Origin of the sequence: Christiangramia sp. LLG6405-1 (assembly GCF_045055805.1) — a bacterium.
In the GTDB taxonomy this organism is placed as follows: Bacteria; Bacteroidota; Bacteroidia; order Flavobacteriales; family Flavobacteriaceae; genus Christiangramia.
Map to the genome: position 1 here is coordinate 1,920,077 of NZ_CP159330.1, position 17,147 is coordinate 1,937,223.

Annotated in this window: 10 protein-coding genes; 3 read left to right on the forward strand and 7 right to left on the reverse strand. The window is 39.4% G+C overall.

Going from position 1 to position 17,147, the window contains the following annotated elements; translation table 11 throughout:
* Positions 1-125 precede the first annotated feature (125 nt).
* On the reverse strand, positions 126-1,166 hold the full coding sequence (locus ABVM50_RS08955; protein ID WP_405198248.1) for a UDP-glucose--hexose-1-phosphate uridylyltransferase: 1,041 nt from the start codon (positions 1,164-1,166) through the stop codon (positions 126-128).
* A complete protein-coding gene (gene galK / locus ABVM50_RS08960) occupies positions 1,159-2,334 on the reverse strand; it encodes a galactokinase (RefSeq protein WP_405198249.1) in 1,176 nt (391 codons plus the stop codon). Before galK ends, ABVM50_RS08955 begins: the two co-directional genes overlap by 8 nt.
* 71 nt (positions 2,335-2,405) lie before the next feature.
* On the opposite strand from galK, the gene ABVM50_RS08965 reads away from it, so the two are divergent.
* The 3 genes from ABVM50_RS08965 (at position 2,406) to ABVM50_RS08975 (ending at position 6,675) form a co-directional block, all read left to right on the forward strand.
* A complete protein-coding gene (locus tag ABVM50_RS08965; protein WP_405200699.1) occupies positions 2,406-3,134 on the forward strand; it encodes an NrtR DNA-binding winged helix domain-containing protein in 729 nt (242 codons plus the stop codon).
* Between the two features lie 73 nt (positions 3,135-3,207).
* A complete protein-coding gene (locus ABVM50_RS08970; RefSeq protein WP_405198250.1) occupies positions 3,208-4,095 on the forward strand; it encodes a hydroxypyruvate isomerase family protein in 888 nt (295 codons plus the stop codon).
* 12 nt (positions 4,096-4,107) lie between these two features.
* On the forward strand, positions 4,108-6,675 hold the full coding sequence (locus tag ABVM50_RS08975) for a hypothetical protein (protein WP_405198251.1): 2,568 nt from the start codon (positions 4,108-4,110) through the stop codon (positions 6,673-6,675).
* 75 nt (positions 6,676-6,750) lie between these two features.
* Here ABVM50_RS08975 and ABVM50_RS08980 read toward each other — a convergent pair whose 3' ends face one another.
* The 5 genes from ABVM50_RS08980 to ABVM50_RS09000 form a co-directional block, all read right to left on the reverse strand.
* Positions 6,751-9,306 (reverse strand): adenosylcobalamin-dependent ribonucleoside-diphosphate reductase, encoded by a 2,556-nt coding sequence (locus tag ABVM50_RS08980; RefSeq protein ID WP_405198252.1) that lies wholly within the window; start codon positions 9,304-9,306, stop codon positions 6,751-6,753.
* 366 nt (positions 9,307-9,672) lie between these two features.
* Positions 9,673-11,127 carry an alpha-amylase gene (locus tag ABVM50_RS08985; protein WP_405198253.1) on the reverse strand — a complete coding sequence of 485 codons (1,455 nt, stop codon included), beginning with the start codon at positions 11,125-11,127 and terminating at the stop codon, positions 9,673-9,675.
* 64 nt (positions 11,128-11,191) lie between these two features.
* A complete protein-coding gene (locus ABVM50_RS08990; RefSeq protein WP_405198254.1) occupies positions 11,192-12,349 on the reverse strand; it encodes a SusE domain-containing protein in 1,158 nt (385 codons plus the stop codon).
* A gap of 18 nt (positions 12,350-12,367) precedes the next feature.
* Complete coding sequence (locus tag ABVM50_RS08995) at positions 12,368-13,978, reverse strand: RagB/SusD family nutrient uptake outer membrane protein (protein WP_405198255.1); 1,611 nt, start codon at positions 13,976-13,978, stop codon at positions 12,368-12,370.
* Between the two features lie 26 nt (positions 13,979-14,004).
* Entirely contained in the window at positions 14,005-16,932 is a 2,928-nt protein-coding gene (locus ABVM50_RS09000; RefSeq protein WP_405198256.1) for a SusC/RagA family TonB-linked outer membrane protein, read from the reverse strand.
* Positions 16,933-17,147: the final 215 nt, after the last annotated feature.

The following is a 17,147-nucleotide window of genomic DNA, read 5'->3' on the forward strand; positions in this document are numbered from 1 at the left end:
GAGCCTAGAGATATACAAGAGTTGCTTTTGAAGCATCATTCGTAACACTAAACAAAGAACTATAAATAAAAAACCATCGAAAGATCAATCTTTCGAGGGTTTTTTAAGTTACAACATGTTCTGAATTAGCTCTTTTTATAATGTTTTTCAGATTGTGCATTCAGCATCTTTACGGCTTGTTCTGCGGTGATGTCTCGCTGAGGTCCCGCAAACATTTCATAACCAACCATAAACTTCTTAACTGTGGCAGATCTTAATAAAGGAGGATAGAAGCTCATATGAAAGTGCCATTCAGGATGGTCCTTGCCATTGGTTGGGGCCTGGTGTATCCCGGAAGAATATGGGAATGATGTTTCAAACAGGTTGTCATACTTTATAGTCAGCTTTTTTACAATATCCGCAAAAGCGATCTCTTCATTCTCGTCAAGATCTGTTATTTGCTGAAGATGCCTTTTAGGAATGATCATCGCTTCGAAAGGCCAAACCGCCCAGAATGGAATTAAGGATACGAAATGCTCATTCTCATCCAGAATTCGTTCTCTCAAAGCCAGCTCCTGATTTAAATAATCACCCAGAAGGCTCGAGTTGTTCTTTTGCCAGTATGCTTCGAATCTTTCTGATTTTTTCGAAATTTCGGTTGGAATGGAAGATTGCGACCATATTTGTCCATGAGGATGCGGATTGCTACAACCCATGATAGCACCCTTATTTTCAAAGATTTGGATGTAATTGATGTCTGGATTTTTCCCTAGCTCAGCGAATTCGGTTTTCCAGATCTGCACAACCTTCGTGATTTCTGAAACTTCCATCAAAGGCAGGGTTAGCGAATGATTAGGAGAGAAACAAACAACTTTGCAAATTCCCCTTTCAGTTTCAGCCTTTAATAAACCCTGCTCAAAATTTAATTCAGGAGTATCCGGCAAAAGGGAGCTGTAATCGTTTATGAAAGCATAAGGTTCAGAATATTCCGGATTAGTTTCTCCACTTGCCCTGGTGTTTCCTGGACATAGATAGCAACCCGGATCGTACGAGGCTTTCTGGCTGGTTTTATTCTCTTCGGTTTTACCCTGCCATGGTCTTTTTGTGCGATGCGGCGAAACCAGTATCCATTCACCGTTCAAAATATTATACCTACGATGCGGTAATTTGTTCATTTCATTATTCATGGGATACCAGTTTTATTATTTCTGTTCCGGCTGATGGTGCTACTTCAATTGCTTCCGGATAGATCTTGAATCTTTCGAAATATGCTGCGGAAACTTCAGTAATATAGCCTTCAATATTTTCAGAATTGATGAGGTTAATGGTGCAGCCGCCAAAGCCACCACCCATCATCCTGCTTCCGTGGATAAATTCTTTTTGTTCAGCATAATTAACCAGAAAATCAAGTTCCTGGCAACTCACCTCATATTGATGCTGCAAGCCGCGATGAGAAGCATACATCAATTTCCCTAGGGCACGAAGGTTATTATTGCGAAGCGCATCTGCAGCTGCCTGTACGCGCTCATTTTCCTGCAGTACATATAAACAACGCTGGTAAGTTTGCTCTGAAAGTTCTGATCGATAACTTTCTAGCAAGTCATAATCTACATCTCGTAAGCTTTTTATTTGCAGATTCTTCAATTGAATTCTCCTGATCGCTGCTTCACATTCCTCACGCCTGGAATTGTAATCACTGTCGGCCAGATTATGAGAAACCCTTGTGTTCAGTAGTAGTAATTTGTAGTTTCCGAGATCTGCGGGAATATATTCAGTAGCAAGACTTCGGCAATCCAGTTTGATAAAATGATCCTTTTTACTGAGAATGGAAGCAAATTGATCCATGATTCCGCAGTTGGAACCTACAAATTCATTTTCGGCACGTTGAGCCATCTTTGCGATTTCAATGTCGCTCAAATTCAGATCAAATAATTCATTAAGGCCTGCACAGAATCCACATTCCAGTGCTGCGGAAGAACTTATCCCGGCACCGGTAGGCAGATCGCTGGAAATTATACAATCAAAACCTTCCAGTATTTTATTCTCTTGCTTAAGTTCGTGAATGATCCCGAGTAAATAATCTCTCCAGTCGCTTTGCTTTTTTAATGGCTGGTCGAGATGAAATTCAAATCCATTATTAAAAGTATCACTGTATATTCTGCAGAAGTTTTCCGTATCATTTATTCTGAATTTGAAACTTATATGCTTATCGATCGCTGTAGGCATTACGAAACCTTCATTATAATCTGTATGTTCTCCAATCAGGTTGATTCGACCAGGAGAATTAACGAGTAATTCCGGTTGGAAATCATCAAAAACCGAAGGCTTCGTAGAAAAAGATCTGATATTTGTCAAGACTTGATTAATTTTGAGTAATTCAAATATAATAAATGTCATACTTACATTTATTATTTCAGAATATAATTATGCACACTAAGAACTCACAACCGGAAGTTTTTGAACCATCAGACCTGTACCAGATCAGGGAGAAAATGTATGTCGCGACAGACTGTATTATTTTTGGCTTTCATGAGGGTAAGCTAAAATTACTTGTTTTCGAGCGCCAGGTCGAGCCCTTAAAAGGTTCCTGGTCACTAGTTGGTAGCTTTGTAAGGCTGGACGAAGATCTGGAAGTGGCAGGGCAGAGAGTTTTAGAAGAGGCTACCGGGTTGAAAGAGGTTTTTATGCAACAATTAAAGACCTATGGTAAACAGGACCGTGACCCGGGCTACCGTTGTATTTCTGTAGCTCAGTACGCTTTAATTAGAGTGGAGGATTATATAGACAAACTGGAAAAACATTATGGTGCCCGCTGGTTTGAAATCGATGATCTGCCCGAATTAGTTCTGGATCATGATCAAATGGTACAGGATGCTTTGGAACAACTAAGGCGTAACGCGCGTCACAGGCCCATTGGATTTGAGCTGTTGCCAGAGAAGTTTACCATTCCACAATTACAAAACCTTTATGAAGCAATCTACCAGAAGCCACTAGACGCGAGAAACTTCAGAAAAAAGGTATTATCTCTCAATGTTTTAGAAAAACTGGAGGAAAAAGATAAATCGGGTAGTAAACGCGGTGCTTTTTTGCATAAATTCAATAAAGAGAATTACTTACAACTATTAGAAGCAGGATATAATTTCGAGATTTTCTAAAATCTGAAAATAGTTTCTTAAATAATAATTGTAAGAATTACATTTATTATTAATTTAGGAAAAACATTTCAGGATGGCTAAAGATCAATCTCGTAGAAAATTATTAAAGAACCTGGGTATTGGAGCTGGGCTACTTGCTATTCCATCATTTTCGAATGCATCCGGTTTCGATATTGCAATTAATAATCTACAAGACTCTACTTCAAATATCAATCATTCTGTTTGTCGCTGGTGTTATGCAGATATCCCACTTAAGGAGTTTGCTAAGGCTTGCAAAAAGTTAGGAATTAGCGCTATTGATCTTTTAAAACCTTCAGAATGGCAAATTGTACAGGAGGAAGGTCTAAAATGTTCCATGGCTACAGATGATTTTATCAGTTTGACCGATGGATTCAATGACCCTGAAAATCATCAGAAATTGCAATCTGCTTATAGAGAACTCATCGACAAAGCTGCTGAAAATAATATTCAGAATGTCATCTGTTTTTCTGGGAGTCGGCGTGGGATGGATAATGAAACCGGCTGGAACAACTGTGTAGAAGGATTAAAGCCCCTATTGGACCATGCTGAAACTCGCAATGTTACGCTGGTCATGGAATTGCTTAATAGCAAAGTGGACCATCCAGATTATATGGCAGATCATACGTCCTGGGGAGCCGAACTTGCCAGAAGGCTGGACCGACCAAACTTTAAGCTACTCTACGATATCTACCATATGCAGATCATGGAAGGTGACGTTATTCGAAACATAAGAGAATTTCATCCTTACATCAATCACTATCATACCGCTGGAAATCCTGGAAGGAACGAGATCAATAATTCTCAGGAATTGAATTATCCTGCAATCATTAAGGCGATTCATGATACCGGTTTTAAAGGATATATCGCTCAGGAATTTATTCCAACCTATGATAATAAACTAAAAGCACTCGAAGAAGCCATCGGGATCTGTACTATCTAAACATAAATTTTAATGACTCGAATTTTCAAATCGATCACAGTTCTTATTATACTAATTTTCAATATAAATGCAACTTATTCTCAAGTTACTACAGTTGTAGATGAAAATGGGATAATTCGCTGGGAGGCTTCGGGTGAGGAAGTAAAAGGTTTTGGGGTTAATTATTCGGCACCATTCGCACATGCTTACCGTTCTGCTGAAAAACTTGGGCTTGATATTATAGCAGAAATTGATAAAGATCTATACCATTTTTCTCGACTTAATTTTGATCTGTATCGTCTTCACGTCTGGGATACAGAAATTAGCGATGCAGAAGGGAATTTATTGGAAAATGAACACCTGGATGCGTTCGATTATTTACTGAGTGAACTCAAAAAACGCGAGATCAATTTTGTGATTACTCCAATCGCATATTGGGGAAATGGCTGGCCGGAACCAGATGAGGAGACTCCGGGGTTCTCCAATAAGTATGGCAAGGAAGGAAGCTTGACCAATCCCAAAGCGATCGCTGCCCAGCAAAACTATCTTACGCAATTTATGAATCACGTGAATCCATATACAGGAATTGCGTATAAAAATGATCCGAATCTTATCGCTGTAGAAATTAGCAATGAACCACATCATCGCGGCACTCCTGAGGAGGTAAAAGAATTTATTAATAAACTCACAAAGGCCATTCGGGATTCCGGTTCTAAGAAACCTGTCTTTTATAATGTCACCCATAGCGTCCACCTTGCAGACACTTATTTTGAATCTGATATTCAGGGTGGTACTTTTCAATGGTATCCAACCGGACTTGGTTTTAAGAAGGAAATCCCGGGGAATTTACTTCCCAATGTGAACGATTATAATATTCCGTTCAACAATGCTATCGAAAATAATAACGCCGCTAAACTGGTGTATGAGTTTGATGCTGCCGATGTTAATAAATCATATATCTATCCCGCAATGGCACGCAGTTTTCGAGAAGCGGGAATACAGATTGGGACGCATTTTGCCTATGATCCATCTTTTCTGGCGTATGCGAATACGGAATATAATACTCATTATATGAATCTCAATTATACTCCGCATAAAGCTTTAGGTCTTATTATCGCCGGGGAGATATTCCATCATACCAAATTAGGCGAAGATCAGGGAACCTATCCCGATAACTTAAAATTTGGAGATTTTCTTATTCAGTATGAAGATGATCATGCTGTCTATAATTCTGCTGAAAAGTTTATTTACACGAATTCTAATGCGGAAAAGCCTAAAGCTATCTCTGAATTAAAAGAAATCGCGGGTCACGGTAGTTCTGAAGTGATCGAATATGAAGGAAAAGGAGCTTATTTTCTGGATAAACTAGAAGAAGGAGTCTGGCGTCTGGAAGTAATGCCCGACCCATTTCTTATTCAGGATCTCTTCGGAAATAATAGTCTCGATAAAACGCTTGCCGTGATCAAGTATAATTTGAACGAGATGAAAATAAATCTTCCCGGGCTTGCTGGAAATTTTGAATTCAAACAGATTAATATTGCGGAATCTGAAGTTCAAAAAGCCAAAGGTGGCGCAATATCAGTTTCACCCGGCACTTATATTCTTACTGCGGAAGGCATCGGTTTTGAGTTTGAGAATTACAAAGGAGAGTTTCGTTTGGAACTCGACAATTTTGTGGCGGTGGAAGAGTCGGTTGACCGTACCTATGTCCTACACGAATCTTCTAATGCCGCGGAAACAGATCAGAGCTTTTCTATCCATGCAGAGATCGTTTCAAATGAGGAGGTCACGAAAGCTGAGGTATGGTTTCAGAACGGGAATATCTACGAAGCAGTACAAATGAACGCAGAAAATCAATACGATTATTCCGCAGATGTACCGCAAAATCTGCTTGTGCCAGGAATACTTACTTACCGCATCATCCTTGAAACTGCTAAGGGAAAAATGACTTTTCCTGGAAACGTTTCGGGTAGTCCGGAGAATTGGGATTTCCATTCTGAAGATGTTTATGCTACTCGTATTTATGATAAAAGTTCTGCTATCTCACTTTTCGATGCTTCTATGGATGCAGATATGGTGGTTCATTCATGGAAACCAGGCAATCAGATTGTTCCCCTAAATTCAGTTGAAGACGAATTTCAGGTAAGACTGGATGAATTATTTTCAGAAGATATAGAGAACAAAAACGCAACTCCAATTTATGACTACTCTTTTCGGTTTAATTTTCAGAAGAAAATAGGAGCAAGGCTTCCTCGGGATCAGAAGGAACTTATCATTAAGGCTCGTCATCTTAAGTCGGGTACAGAGAAACTTCAGCTTGCGTTATTAATGAAAAATGGTTCGGCTTTCGGAAAAGTAATCGAATTGGATTCAGATCTAAAAGAGATAAGAATTAAACTTGATGAGCTTGAGCCAGTAAGAACAGTCACGTTACCACGTCCTTATCCTGGCTTTTTGCCATATTATTTTGAGCATCAGAATCCGCAAGATTTTGATCTGAAGGAGGTGGAAGCGCTTCAGTTTTCTATTGGTCCCGGGAACGAGCCTGAAAATCTTCAGAAGAAGCATGAAATTGGTATTGTAAAGGTTAAACTTCAGTAGTAGAACTATTTAAACAAAAAAAAGGTCTCGTTCTCACGAGACCTTTTTTTCAGTTTAACACTTACAACAATTAAATTATCCACATTTAGAAGAGCCACAATCCTTACAGGTTAGGCAACCTTCCTGGTAAATAAGGTTTGATGAATTACAATTATTACATTTCTCCTTCTTGGCAACTGTTCCATCAGCGATAAAGCGCTTAAGAGCTCTTACCACTCCGTTTTTCCAGGTGTTAATGGATTCGTTATCCAGTTGAAGGCTGTTGATCAAATCTACCACTTTATCGATAGACATTCCGTGACGTAATGTGCTGGAGATCAATTTTGCATAATTCCAGAATTCTGGATTGAATTTATGTGAAAGTCCTTCGATCGTAGTTTTGTAACCACGCTTGTTCTCATATTGGAAATCGTAACGAGAAGATCCGTCTTCATTTCTTGCTTTGATGATATAACCTTCAGTCACCCAGCGAGGGATAAGAATACCTTCTTCATCATCTGCAAACCCGGTAAATATCTCATAAGGTCTGTCATCTACAAGTCCTATAAAAGCGATCCATTTATCCTTGTTGTTCTGGAAACGAACCACATCTGCAGTAAGCACATCTGGTCTTTTTAGAGGGAAAGATCCGGAAGTCTGTTCTTCGTCTTCCTCTTTTTTCTCATCATTAGAGATTAAAACACCAGATCTTGAACCATCACGATATACAGTAACACCTTTACAACCAGCTTCCCATGCTTCCAGATACAGTTTTCCAACCAGTTCCTCGGTCGCATCGTTTGGAAGGTTAATGGTCACACTAATAGAGTGATCGATCCATTTTTGTACAGCTCCCTGCATTCTCACTTTGCTAAGCCAGTCTACATCATTAGACGTTGCCTGGTAGTAAGGTGAAAGTTTAACCAGTTTGTCAAGTTCTTCGTTCGAGTAATTCTTATCGGTATCATAACCTTTTGCGCTCATCCACTGCTTAAAACGATGGTGGAAAACCACATATTCTTCCCATGAATCTCCAACTTCATCAACGAAATCTACGCGAGCTTCCTTGTCATTTGGATTTACTTTTCTTCTTCTTTTGTAAACCGGTAGGAAAACAGGCTCAATTCCAGAAGTGGTTTGCGTCATAAGACTGGTCGTTCCGGTTGGAGCGATCGTTAATAGCGCGATATTTCTACGACCATGCTCAAGCATGTCATAATACAACTTTTCATCAGCTTCTTTCAATCGAAGAATGAATGGGTTATTTTTCTCTCTTTCTGAATCAAAAATCCCAAAAGCACCTCTTTCTTTCGCAGTTTCTACGGAAGCTCTATATGCTTCGACAGCAATATTCTTATGAATGCCTACAGAGAAATCGATTCCTTCCTTGCTACCATATTTTATTCCTAGACCAGCAAGCATATCACCTTCCGCAGTAATACCTATTCCAGTTCTTCTACCTTCGTGCGCTTTTTTACGGATATTAAGCCATAGATTTTTTTCTACTGCTTTCACTTCTGCATTTTCTGGATCTGCATCGATCTTGCCAATGATATTGTCGATCTTTTCCAGTTCAAGATCAATGATATCATCCATAATTCTTTGTGCAGCAGAAATATGTTTTTTGAATAGTTCGTAGTTGAAATGCGCTTTGTCTGTAAATGGCTCTTCTACATAAGAGAACAGGTTGATCGCAAGCAAACGGCAGGAATCATAAGGACAAAGTGGGATCTCTCCACAAGGATTGGTAGAAACGGTTTTATAACCAAGATCTGCATAGCAATCTGGCACAGACTCATTAATAACTGTATCCCAGAATAGAATTCCAGGTTCAGCCGATTTCCATGCATTATGTACGATCTTTTTCCAGAGTTTATCTGCCTCGATCTCTTTTGAAACCTTCGGCTCTGCTGAAAAGATTGGATATTTCTGAGTATAATTAGTATTGTTCTTTACAGCTTTCATGAACTGGTCATCGATCCTAACCGAAACATTGGCACCTGTAACTTTGCCCTGCTCCATCTTAGCATCGATAAAATCTTCAGAATCTGGATGATTTACTGAAACTGAAAGCATCAAAGCTCCACGACGTCCATCCTGTGCTACTTCTCTTGTAGAATTGGAGTAACGCTCCATAAAAGGAACGATCCCGGTAGAGGTAAGCGCTGAGTTCTTTACAGCCGATCCTTTAGGGCGTATGTGAGAAAGGTCATGACCTACACCACCACGTCTTTTCATTAACTGCACCTGCTCCTGGTCGATCTTCATGATCCCACCATAAGAATCTGAATTTCCATCATTCCCTATAACGAAACAGTTAGACAATGAACCAACCTGGTAAGGATTCCCAATTCCAGCCATAGGACTTCCCTGTGGAACGATATATTTAAAATCCTTGATAAGATCGAAAACTTCGTCCTCGGTCATAGGATTTGGATACTTTTTTTCAACTCTTGCGATTTCGCTGGCGATACGTCTATGCATATCGTTTGGAGTGAGTTCATAAATATTCCCGTCAGAATCTTTAAGGGCGTATTTGTTTACCCAAACTCTGGCGGCAAGATCATCGCCTTTGAAGTATTTTAGTGAAGCTTCGAAGGCCTGTTCCTGAGTATAAGTCTTTGGAACAACTGGATTTTCCTGTACAGGCATAAAAATGAGATTTTTAGGTTAGAAATGTTCTAATCGGCTGGTATAAAACTAGGCATTATTTCCGGACAATTGACAAAGCGTTCGGAAAAAGTTTTCAAACAAAAACAGTTAAATAACTGATAATCAAATAAATAAATATTTACTAACAATAAAAAGTTGACAAATAATGAAAACATTTATTTAAAGGTTTGGAAGTTCTATACTATTGAGATTCAGTAGTAGATATAGGTGATGAGGCTCAAAAATAGGCTAAATTAAGTGCTTTTTCGTAGTGTATTCCGGAGAAAAAATAACAAAAAAAGAGGCCTCACAAATTTGTGAGGCCTTCTTTGAATTAACACCTATGAAAATTCAAAATAAAAATCTTTATTCTGTAATAGACCAGATCGAATATCCATTTGCAGGAGCCTCGATGGTCACCGCTCCATTTTCATCGGAGGTAGGGAAATATGTTGAATTCGAACTATAATCCTGAAGCGTTACATTACTCCAGTTCGAACTTACTGTTCTTCTTTTTGTACCATTATTAATGCTAATATAAAGAATTAATCCAGGATTTGTACCTGATCCATTTCTTTTCATCACATATTCATCCTGGTCTGCATAAAGTAACTCCGTGTCACCAGTAGCAAGACTGTTATGAATCGAAATTAATGTCTTTAATTCATCTTTAAATTCTTCATTCTCATAATCTGAATAGAAGATCGTAGGATAACCAGGGTGAGTTAAGATATAAGCATAAGCCTTCATTTTATTAGAGCTCATGATATAATTATCTTCATTAGAATCCTTTTCAGTATCATGATTCGCTGTGAAGGTTACTGCATCTTCAGGATTTGTTTTCCAAAGCATGTCACTTTCCAAAATACTAAGATTTTCAAATCTGTCCAGGCTTTCTTCTAGCTTGTAAAAAGTAGAAAAATCAAAAGCAGGTGATCCTGAAGCTTCGATCCAGTCACGAAGTACATCTGGATTTCCGTCGAAATTTTCTCCTACAGAGAATCCTCCAACAGCCTCATTCCATTCTTTTACTACCCATGGTTCGAAACCTTTTACATAATCAAAACGCCAGCCATCAAATCCCATTACGTTCTTGTAATATTTAGCAACGGAATTTTCATCTTTCCATAACCAGTCCTGAACTCTTTCTCTATGGTGATCAAGGTTGGTTTCTTCGTAGAAAAGACTACCCGGATCATACTGGCTCACACTGTTAGGATAAAAATCCTCGTAAGTTCTGTTGAACATCCCTGAAGCGTTTCCATTCGCTTCATCAAATAAAGTGTAAGTATCGTAATCTCGGTAAGGATTGTATTGCAAGCCTCCACCAGAATTATGATTCAGTACAATATCTGCGATCACTTCAATATCATTGCTATGAGCTGTAGCAATTAGATTTTCAAGTTCGGTTCTTGAACCAAATCTTGTTTCTACGGTTCCATGCTGATCATAATCTCCAAAATCAAAATAATCTGATACATCGTACCCCATGGAGTAACCTCCTGACTGTCCTTTGGCAGGAGATGGTATCCAGATTCTATCTACACCAGCTGCAGACCATTCCGGCACTTTTTCTGAAAGATTGTCCCACCAGGCAAATCTTGGTTCAACATCCCAGTAGAATGCTTGCATCATTACCCGGTTGCCATTATCCAGAGATGCCAGGTCCAAAGCCTGAGGTTCAGATGGAGCAGGGATTTCCGGAGTACCAGTTATATCATCGGTCTCGTCCACGATGTCATCTGAATCATCACCGGAGCACGAACCCATAAAGAGTGCACCACCAAGCAGCAGACTGCATAAAAATTTATTAGTATTCATAATTAGTTCAGTTTAAAGAAAAAAAAGGGGCTAATTAAATTAGCCCCAATATAAAATAGTATGATTATTCTCCTGCAGGAATAAGAATATATCTTGCAGTTAGGTCATTAAACCAGATATCATAAACTCCTGCAGTAACAGGGATATTTGGATCATTTGCATTGGCACCCTGACCACTGATAGGTGTACTTGCACCCCAGCTTACATCCCAGGCGTTGTTTGCTCTGAACTTAAGTTCACCGTCAAACAATTCCACATCATTCATGTACCAGATGTGAGAATCGAAATCTGACTGGGTCATATCCATATCATCATTCCAACCTTCATCTGTACCTGTAGTTGAGGTACCAATAATTCCTACCATATCGTACATCGTTGCTGCAGAAACATCCATAGCTTCGAAAGTATAGGTCATATCTTCAGTGTTCAATGAAAGCGTGTAGTAAGCGTCATCTTCTACTGAAATTGCTGCCGGATCATCACTATCACCTGCATTTACTCCTAAAGTTCCATTTGTACCACCCCATTGCGGTTGCCATGCTCCTAGAGTTTCAAGTAATTTGAAACCTTCTACACCATCACCACCAGCAAATCTACCTGAGAAGTTGAACATGTTTTCATTTTCAGGATTTCTGAAAAGTGGCATGTTGTTGTTGTCATTAGACCAACCAGCTGCAGTCGCGTCACCTACTAAGAATAGATTCATCTTTGAAGGATTCTCTTCCTCTTCAATAACAGCTTCAGGAAGTACAACTCTTAAAGACATCACTTCGGAAGTAGCGTTCAGGCCGTTACTTCCGTCAGTTCCTGCATAAGCACGAACTCTGAAGTAGATATCTCCTGCATTTGGCATTTCGGTTTCAGGGTCGTTATCCAAACCTGCTTCCGTTGCCAAAGACATTAACTGGCTAACAGTAACTCCAAGATTGTTTTCTCCTGTTGTTCCAATAATATTGAAAGAAGAGAAATCTGCATCAGAGGAACCCTGAAGTTCATAAGTAACAGTGGTTGGAGCATCAAAATCAACTTCACTCCATACAAATCGCTCAGCGATATTATTTGCAGTTTCTGAAGTTAGCGTGTAAGATTCTGCAGTTGCACTCATAAACATAATCCCATCGGCATCAGGTTGAGCTGTAAAAACCACATCATCATCATGTTCACAGGATGTAAATCCTACGAATGCGATCATTATTAATAAGAAAATTGAAAACTTTTTCATTGTTGTAATAGTATTTTGTTAGTATCCTGGATTTTGTGTCAAATTCGTGTTCACTCCTAGATCTGAAGCCGGTATTGGCATCAGGTCTCTGAAAGATTGTGTAGTAGTTCCCTGTGGAACGCCACCTTTAAATGGCCATACGCCACCATCAGAAAATTGTCCAAATCTTATAAGATCTGTTCTTCTGTGTGCTTCCCAGTAAAGCTCTCTCGCCCTTTCTTCCAATAGAAAGTTTAGTGTTAGATCTGAAGATGAGATGTTATTGCTATCATCGTTAAAAGCTCTTTCTCTCAACTCATTGATGTAATCTACAGCAGTAGATTCACTTCCACCACCACCTCTAACTACGGCTTCCGCATACATTAGGTAAGCATCAGCAAGACGGAACATTGGGAAATCTGTATCTGGAAAATCTCCTGTTGGATCTGATCCTGCGTTTCCATTCACATCTACGTTCTTGTATTTTGCTACAGCATAACCATCAGTGAAATTAGAGATATTGTTGATCTCTTTAGACTGTCCATCTGTATAGAAAATAGCTCTTTCATCGGCTACTGTTTCAATATCATCGTCCTCATTCTCAAGGAAATCATTGATTAGGGCAGAAGTGGTTCTTAGACCGGCCCATCCACCGTTAATTCCGAAGTTATCTGGATCCATAGATCCTCCAACTGCTGCATGAATGATAAAAGTCATTCCACCATAAGCCTGAGTATTGATCCCATCAAAAGTGATCGGGAAAATGATCTCGCTCTGGGCTCCGTTCATATTGTTATCTGCAAGGAATAACTTCTGGTAGTCATCAACCAAAGTAAAACCTGAGTTGATCACTTTTTCAGTGTAAGTGATTACATCTGAAGATCTATCAGATCCTGTGTACTTTTCTGAATTCTGGTAAAGTTTTGCAAGTAACATCCAGGCTGCTGCCTGATCTGCACGTCCATATTCATTAGCACCGGCAGCGGCTAGTTCACTCTCGATCGCTAGCAGTTCGCTTTCGATATATGTGAAAAGCTCTGCTGAGTTTGTTTGCTCCGGAAGGAACGCCCCAACAGGATCCTGCTCTGTAACGAAAGGAGGATTACCGTAAAGGTCAAGTGCATGCCAGTAGCTTAATGCTCTCAGGAATCTTGCTTCTGCACGATATACCTGGATATCTGCCTGTGTTGCGGCATCCACACCACGACCTTCAACTACTGAAGTTTCAGTTTGTCGAAGGAATTCGTTAGACTGTGCGATCTGGTACATAATTCTGGAATACATCGTACGAATAAATTCGTTTCCTGAAGTCCAGTTCTGGTTATGTAGATCTTTAACAGTTCCATCATTCCATCCAATTACCGCTTCATCTGTAGTAAGTTCCTGCACCATCCAGTACAAACGCATGTACTGTGAGAATCCTTCATCTAATCCAGAAAGATCGGCGTCTCCAGCAGGACCATCCTGACCACTAATTGCAAAACCTGCATATAGCTTAGCCAAAAACTGTTTGTAAGCTGCGGGATCTTCAAAGGCTGAAGCCGCAGTTTCCCGGTTATCTTCAGGAGTAAGTTCCAGATCACTTTCACATGACCATAGAACCGCCATTCCGAAGAGAATAAGGAAAGTAGATTTTAATTTATTAAACATAATTTTAGTAATTTTTCTATTATTCATTAAAAAGCAAAATTCAGTCCAAGTACGAATCTTCGGGATCTTGGGTAGAAGTTATTATCGATTCCGCCAAAAACTTCAGGATCAAGCCCGTCATAATCTGTGATCGTAAGTACGTTTGTTGCAGTTAAAGAAGCTCTGAAATCAACTTTTTCTCCCGGGATCGTATATCCAATACTTACGTTATCAAGTTTTACGAAATCTGCTGCCTGCAGGTAATAATCTGAGAAGAACTGACTGTTTACAAAACCTGATTCCAATACATTCGAGTTAAAGTTCGAGTAGTAATTTTCTGGAGTGTTCGTTCCAGCTTCTACAAAACCATTTGCAGATTGCGTGTTGTTGTAAATATAGTTTCCAAAACTTCCTCTAAAAGTAAAGCTGAAGTCAAAGTCTTTATAATTCATAGTGTTGGTAAGACCCATATAATAATCTGGAGTCGCCTTTTTGTACGGCTGCTTATCTGCCTCTGTGATCTGGTTGTCACCATTCACATCTACATAAGCACCTTCGATTGGCTGCCCTGCATCATTATAAACCTGTCTGAATACAAAAAAAGTAGTAGGATCAAATCCTTCTTTCCAAAGCTGAATGTTGTTTCCAGTACCACCACTAATTCCTCCTTGTGGGATAAAGAAGTTTGCATCATCACCTAAAGAAAGTTCTGTGATCTCCAGTTCCTGGAAGGAAATGTTATAACCTAAAGTCCAGTTGAAATCTTCAGATCTGGCGATATCACCACTAATTCCAATCTCAATACCTTTACTTACAGTCGTACCAACATTTGTTAATAGTTGATCTGAAAGGTTAGCACCTGCTGGTACTGGTACGGTTGCGATAAGATCTTCAGTCTCCCTGTAATATGCGTCTATAGAACCACTCAATCTATTATCGAACAAACCAAAGTCGATACCTGCGTTATAGTTGATAAGGCTTTCCCATTTAAGATCCTCATCATACTCTTCAGGTCTAATAGTACCAATGAACTCATTTCCAAACTGGTATCTTGCACCACCCTGACTAGGTGTGTAAAGTCCTAAATATCCATAGTTTCTTCCAATTTCGTAGTTTCCAGTTTCACCGTAACCACCACGAAGCTTCAATTCGTTAAGCACTCTTGAGCCTTCAAGGAATGCTTCATTATGAATTTTCCAACCTATAGAGGCTGCAGGGAAATATCCCCAACGATTGTCTGGAGAAACTCTGGAAGAACCATCGGCACGAATACTACCAGAGATCAGGTATCTGTTATTAATGTCGAAACTAGCTCTCGCGAAGTAAGACTCTAGGGAGTTCCTGTTAATATCTCTTGGAAGTGCTCTAATTTGATCCTGTTCAGTTCCAAAAACATTGCTTGTAGAATAAAATTCCTGGTAAGAATGACCTGCAGTTACATCAACATCTGTTTCAAAGAAACCAAGTTCAGTCTTATAGTTTAAGTAAGTATCAAGAAGAAGGTTACGGTTTATATTACTATAATCTTCAAATTGATCGATATTAGAAGTGTTAGATGCTGCAAATACCGGAGTGAATTTATCACCATCAGCTTCAGCATAATCGAAACCAGCACTTACTACTGCTTTAAGACCTGTTAAGAAGGGAACTTTATATTCAGCATTCAGGTTCGTAATAGAACGTCTGGTCTGGTTTCTGTCTGTATTTTGTTCCAGAAGAGCGATCGGGTTTCTGGTCGCAAGATTTTGTTGCGTGATCTCACCTCCTGAAAGTCTGTTGAATTCAAAGAATCCACCAAATGGAAGGGTGTCATCATAAATAGATTGTGTAGGATCGAATGCTACTGCAGATCCAATGGCACCACCATTTGAGAACTTGTTCTTATCCAAAGAGTTCTTCGAAGTAAGAGTCAGTTTCAATGAATTGTCAAAAAGGTCCTGGTTCAAAGAGATATTAAAAGCGTTACGCTCGTAATAATCTTTTCTGATAACTCCAGTTTCAGCAGTATGGTTAAAGTTCAAACGATAGTAGAAATTCCCGATACCCTGTGTAGCTGTAAAGTTATGAATAGCTCCAACTGAAGTTTCGTAGATCTCATCCTGCCAGTCTGTATTTGCATTTCCTAATAAAGAAGGATCTGTACCCGGAGTATTATTGATCAGGTTTCTAAACTCATCTGCATTTAAAACGTCTACTTTATCTATAACATTCCCAATGGAAGTTTTTAGATCATACGTAAACTGAAATGGAGAATCCTTTTTCCCTTTTTTCGTGGTAATAAGAATTACCCCGTTCGAAGCTCTGGAACCATAAATAGAAGTTGCCGCAGCATCTTTTAGTATAGTGAAATCTTCGATCTCATTTGGGTTAATAGAGTTAAGCGCGTTTCTTGAACCGGCAACTCCACGTTGATCTAATGGTATACCATCTACTACGATCAAAGGATCGTTAGAAGCCGATAGTGAAGAACCACCACGTATTCTAATAGTTCCTCCCTGTCCTGGAGCTCCACCACCCGGGGTGATCTGTACTCCGGCAGATTTACCGGCGATCAGCTGTTCCGGGGCAACAACGGCTCCCTGGTTAAAGGTTTCCGAAGAAATCTTCTCAACAGCTCCGGTCGCATCCTGCTCTGAGGTTGCTCCATAACCAATAAGAACGACTTCGTCCAGCGTAGCTGAGTCCTCATCAAGAGTAATGTCTATAGTAGACTGACCCTCGAAAGGAATTTGTTGTGATACGAATCCTAAAAAGGAGAAAACAAGTATATCTTCATTAGATATATTAGATATGGTATAATTACCATCAAAATCGGTCGTTGTACCGTTGCTGGTACCCTGAACGATTACGTTCACACCTGGAACCGGAAGGCCTGTGGCAGTCTCTGTCACATTTCCGCTAACGGTGTTTTGTGCAAAAAAGCTCATTGGTAGCATGAACAGCAAAAACAATGTGCTTTTAATTAAAGTCCTCATAAATTTTTTATTGATTTTTGATAAAAATTAACCTTATACTTTTACTTCCTGAGGTTAAATGTATGTAAATTCAAACCCAATATTTGGCGAAACCTTACTATTACTGGAACGAAAACGTTTTCGTGTTGAAAACTTTTTCTTCTTAAGAGATTCACAATCAAATATTACTAATTTTGCGAGATCGAAAATATATCCCGCCTAAATCACGAATATCC

Coding starts and splice junctions, on each gene's coding strand:
- ABVM50_RS08955 (WP_405198248.1), bottom strand. CDS start 1,166: ATGAATAATGAAATGAACAAATTACCGCATCGTAGGTATAATATTTTG.
- ABVM50_RS08965 (WP_405200699.1), top strand. CDS start 2,406: ATGCACACTAAGAACTCACAACCGGAAGTTTTTGAACCATCAGACCTG.
- ABVM50_RS08970 (WP_405198250.1), top strand. CDS start 3,208: ATGGCTAAAGATCAATCTCGTAGAAAATTATTAAAGAACCTGGGTATT.
- ABVM50_RS08975 (WP_405198251.1), top strand. CDS start 4,108: ATGACTCGAATTTTCAAATCGATCACAGTTCTTATTATACTAATTTTC.
- ABVM50_RS08980 (WP_405198252.1), bottom strand. CDS start 9,306: ATGCCTGTACAGGAAAATCCAGTTGTTCCAAAGACTTATACTCAGGAA.
- ABVM50_RS08985 (WP_405198253.1), bottom strand. CDS start 11,127: ATGAATACTAATAAATTTTTATGCAGTCTGCTGCTTGGTGGTGCACTC.
- ABVM50_RS08990 (WP_405198254.1), bottom strand. CDS start 12,349: ATGAAAAAGTTTTCAATTTTCTTATTAATAATGATCGCATTCGTAGGA.
- ABVM50_RS08995 (WP_405198255.1), bottom strand. CDS start 13,978: ATGTTTAATAAATTAAAATCTACTTTCCTTATTCTCTTCGGAATGGCG.
- ABVM50_RS09000 (WP_405198256.1), bottom strand. CDS start 16,932: ATGAGGACTTTAATTAAAAGCACATTGTTTTTGCTGTTCATGCTACCA.